Origin of the sequence: Flavobacterium limicola (assembly GCF_003634755.1) — a bacterium.
GTDB lineage: Bacteria > Bacteroidota > Bacteroidia > Flavobacteriales > Flavobacteriaceae > Flavobacterium > Flavobacterium limicola.
Genome location: NZ_RBXA01000010.1, coordinates 1 through 3,875 on the forward strand (window position 1 = coordinate 1; position 3,875 = coordinate 3,875).

The window sequence follows — 3,875 nt, forward strand, 5'->3', positions numbered from 1 at the left end:
ACTAAATGAAGTCTTATCTAATGCCAAAGTTGCAATTCCACAAGCATCCGTTGAACCATTGTTTACGTCAGCAGGAGTAATTGTAGCATTTCCTGCAGCATCCAATTGAACCATAATGTTTTTTGTAACAACAACTGGCACAACTTTATCTTCAACTGTTACGATTGCCGTTTGAGTAGCAACATTTCCGTTAACGTCCGTTGCTTTCAAAGTAACTGTGTTCGGTCCTACATTGGCGCAAGTAAATGAAGTTATGTCTAATTCTAATAAATCTATTCCACAGGCATCTGTCGAACCATTGTCTACGTCAGTGGGAGTAATTGTAGCATTTCCTGTAGCATCCAATTGAACCGTAATATTTTTTGTAGCAACAACTGGGACAAATTTATCTTCAACTGTTACGATTGCCGTTTGAGTAGCAACATTTCCATTGACGTCCGTTGCTTTCAAAGTAACTGTGTTCGGTCCTACATTGACGCAAGTAAATGAAGTTATGTCTAATTCTAACAAATCTATTCCACAGGCATCTGTTGAACCATTGTCTATGTCAGCAGGAGCAATTGTTGCATTTCCTGTAGCATCCAATTGAACCGTGATGCTTTTTGTAACAACAACTGGCACAACTTTATCTTCAACTGTTACGATTGCCGTTTGAGTAGCAACATTTCCGTTAACGTCCGTTGCTTTCAAAGTAACTGTGTTCGGTCCTACATTGACGCAAGTAAATGAAGTTATGTCTAATTCTAATAAATCTATTCCACAGGCATCAGTTGAACCATTGTCTAAGTCGGCAGGAGCAATTGTCGCATTTCCTGTAGCATCCAATTGAACTATAATGTTTTTAGTAAGTGCTACTGGAGTAATTTTATCTTCAACTGTTATTACAGCATTTGCGAAAGCAAAATTTCCACTATTATCAGTAACCATTAATGTAACATTTTGAGTACCAATGTCCGCGCAACTAAACACTTTAGAGGCCACAAAAGAAGCTACAGAAGGACCATAAGTAGCCTCAACATACAGTCTCTTTGGTGTTCCACCACAAGGATCTCCAAAAACATCATTAGTAGCCGGAATAGTAGCCGTATTTTGCCCAATAAGATAAGACGACACTATGCTGGCACTATTACTGGCATGACACCAACCCTCGGTAAAACTGCCACAGCTTCCATCAGGAGTTCCATAACTGGCAAAAGTCACTCCTGTAAACACAGAACCTGCAGGTGCTGAAATATTCAAATCCCCACCCTCACCTGCGGTGGCACAAACGGTTCCCGTTGTTCCTGTACTTAGCATATAACTGGCAATACCGCAATTATCAGTGCTTCCATTATCTAAATCAGCAGCATTTACCGTAACGCTTCCTGCAGCATTAAGCTGTACTGTAATGTTTTTTGTAAGTACTACTGGAGCAATATTGTCTTCAACTGTAAATATAAAAGTTGAAATTGCCGTTCCTCCTTGACCATCATCAACCGTCACTACAACACTTGAAGTTCCATTTTCGCCTAGAGCTGGGGTAAGAGAAACTGTTCTATTTGCTCCTGAACCTCCAAAAACAATATTAGCACCTGGCAATAAAGTCTGATTTGAAGAAGTAGCAGAAAGCGTTAAATCACCAGCAGGCGTTTCAGCATCATCTATTGCAATCTCAACATTCGAAACACTTGTACTAGGACAAGCCGATTGATTTGCAATTGCAGTGATAGTTGGAATCGTATTAATCGATACTCCATAGCTAATCATTCTATATAATACATTTGACATTAATGGCTGCGGAGTCCAATATGAAACAAAGAAAGGGGTTGTCAATCCAGAAAAAATAACCAAACCGCTCCCATGTACTTTCTCTCCTAAAATAATTCCCTGACCAGCATTTCCCCTCATAATAGGCACTAATCCCGGTCCAGTCAACACATTATGCGCCAAAGAACTTCCGTTATAAACCGAATTCAAGATAGGGGTAAAAGTACTGCCCGTATAAAAAGGATGGTTAACATCCGAAGGTTCTCCACTCTCCACATAATCTAATGTTGAAGTAATTCCAAACCCAACATTGTATGGGGTGTAAATCTCATTTGTAGCAGCACTGATAAGCAATACACCTCCAGAAGCCACCCAACTTTCTATTAATACGGTATTATTATTAATAAAATTTACCATCATAGAGGTACTACCGTCACCTCCTTCTAAATAGATAAATTTTCTATCTTGAATAAATAGCAAATTCGCATCAACAGTGCTGTAATCGTACTGTGTCCAATCCATACCATAAACCGTGTTCATGGCCGTAATATTACTCTCTAGTCCCCAAGGCTGATTAGTATCGCTTAAGTAACCCGCTTTATTTTGTGCAGACAACTTAATAAACAACAATAATAAAATTAATGTAATTTTTTTCATATATTAGATATTAAAATTAGCGTAATTGAGTAGTTGGCATTTTAATCCAATATCTCTCCTTTTTTTCCACAATTAACCCTTTAACTTCAGATAATACCACCTCAACTTGATAAGCAGAATACGAGACAATCAAATCCAACTGATTATAATTCTCTGGTTGCACCTCCATATTATTGACTATTGTTATTCCACAAACACTTTTATTATTTTTTATGAAAATGTCTAGAGCTTTTTTATCGTTCGATTTTATTAGAACTTGAGAAACACTGTTTTTAAGCAAAACTTGTTTGAGCTTATCTTCATAATTAACCTGATGTAATAGTTCGTCAAAATTAATATTTCCAGAAATACCTGTTGGTTCTAAAGAGCCGTAAACCCTACCTTTTTCTTTGTTTGATTTTTCTTGTCCATACGATTTTTGTGTAATATTAAAGAAGCAGCAAAACACCATAATTAGCAATAAATAGTTTTTTTTCATAGTTTCCTTTTAAATTATTAAAATTAATTAGTTCTCGTTATCCCTATTTTTATTCCAAGCAACAAAAGGAATAACACTTTTTTATTGCTGTATTTACCTCTAAATTTATAATTCTTACTTACACTGTTCTCTTCAGCATCAAAAAAAAACTATATACTTATAGCATCGTATTTATTTTTTATAATAGAAAGCAGCCTTATTAATTCCTTAATTAATGAATACTATTTAAAGTGAAATTTCATAGATAGATTTAGGCTCCTGCGTTTGTCTTATACAAACTTAAAAGAGAAAAAAGAGTCTGTTTCACACCTTTATTACATTTATAAAACTTTAGCAACAATTACTTTATTTAATCTTTATTTATTTTGATAAATTAGTAGTAAAACATACTACTAAACAAATGTGTTTTAAAAAATTGAAATTATTGATATATTAAAAAAATCATTTATACCAAAAGTTTTAACACCTCCAATAGTTTAAACTTTCGTACAAATGTATCAACTAGCTATATATTTAAAACACGTATAAATACCTATTTTTGTTTAAAAAAAATAAAAAAAGCAAGGTTTAAATTAATCTCTATCGGTTAACGAAAACTTAACATAAGACTCACATATTCAATATTATTAGTACTATTGAATAATTCATTTCTCAGCTGTAAGTTCTTTTGATTTCATGAAAATAAAAGAGAATCATTCTTTTGATATCGTAGTACTACGATAAGAAAAATGATATAAAAATCATTTCAAACTTACTATAAACCAAAAAGAAATCTATAACAAAGAATTCATTAACAGCATTTAAAAAAAGGTCTTGATTACTCAAGACCTTACTTTCTTTAAAAAAATATGCTTATTTATTGAAAATTCAATCCCAATGTTAAACCGAATGCAACGGGTTTGATAGTCGCTTCTTTGTCAGTACTATACAATCCGTTAGCTTTTCTGTCAGTACTTGATGTTGGATTATAGCTTAAATAAGACTCGTTTTGTTT

Annotated in this window: 1 protein-coding gene and 1 pseudogene; both read right to left on the reverse strand. The window is 33.9% G+C overall.

Features of this window, described 5'->3' with window-relative positions; translation table 11 throughout:
* Nucleotides 1–2,403 (reverse strand): annotated as a pseudogene (locus BC952_RS14740) (hypothetical protein); the annotation flags it as partial.
* Between the two features lie 16 nt (nucleotides 2,404–2,419).
* The gene (locus BC952_RS14745) at nucleotides 2,420–2,881 is read right to left on the reverse strand and encodes a hypothetical protein (RefSeq protein WP_121366342.1); all 462 of its coding nucleotides are present in this window, start codon (nucleotides 2,879–2,881) and stop codon (nucleotides 2,420–2,422) included.
* Nucleotides 2,882–3,875 lie beyond the last annotated feature (994 nt).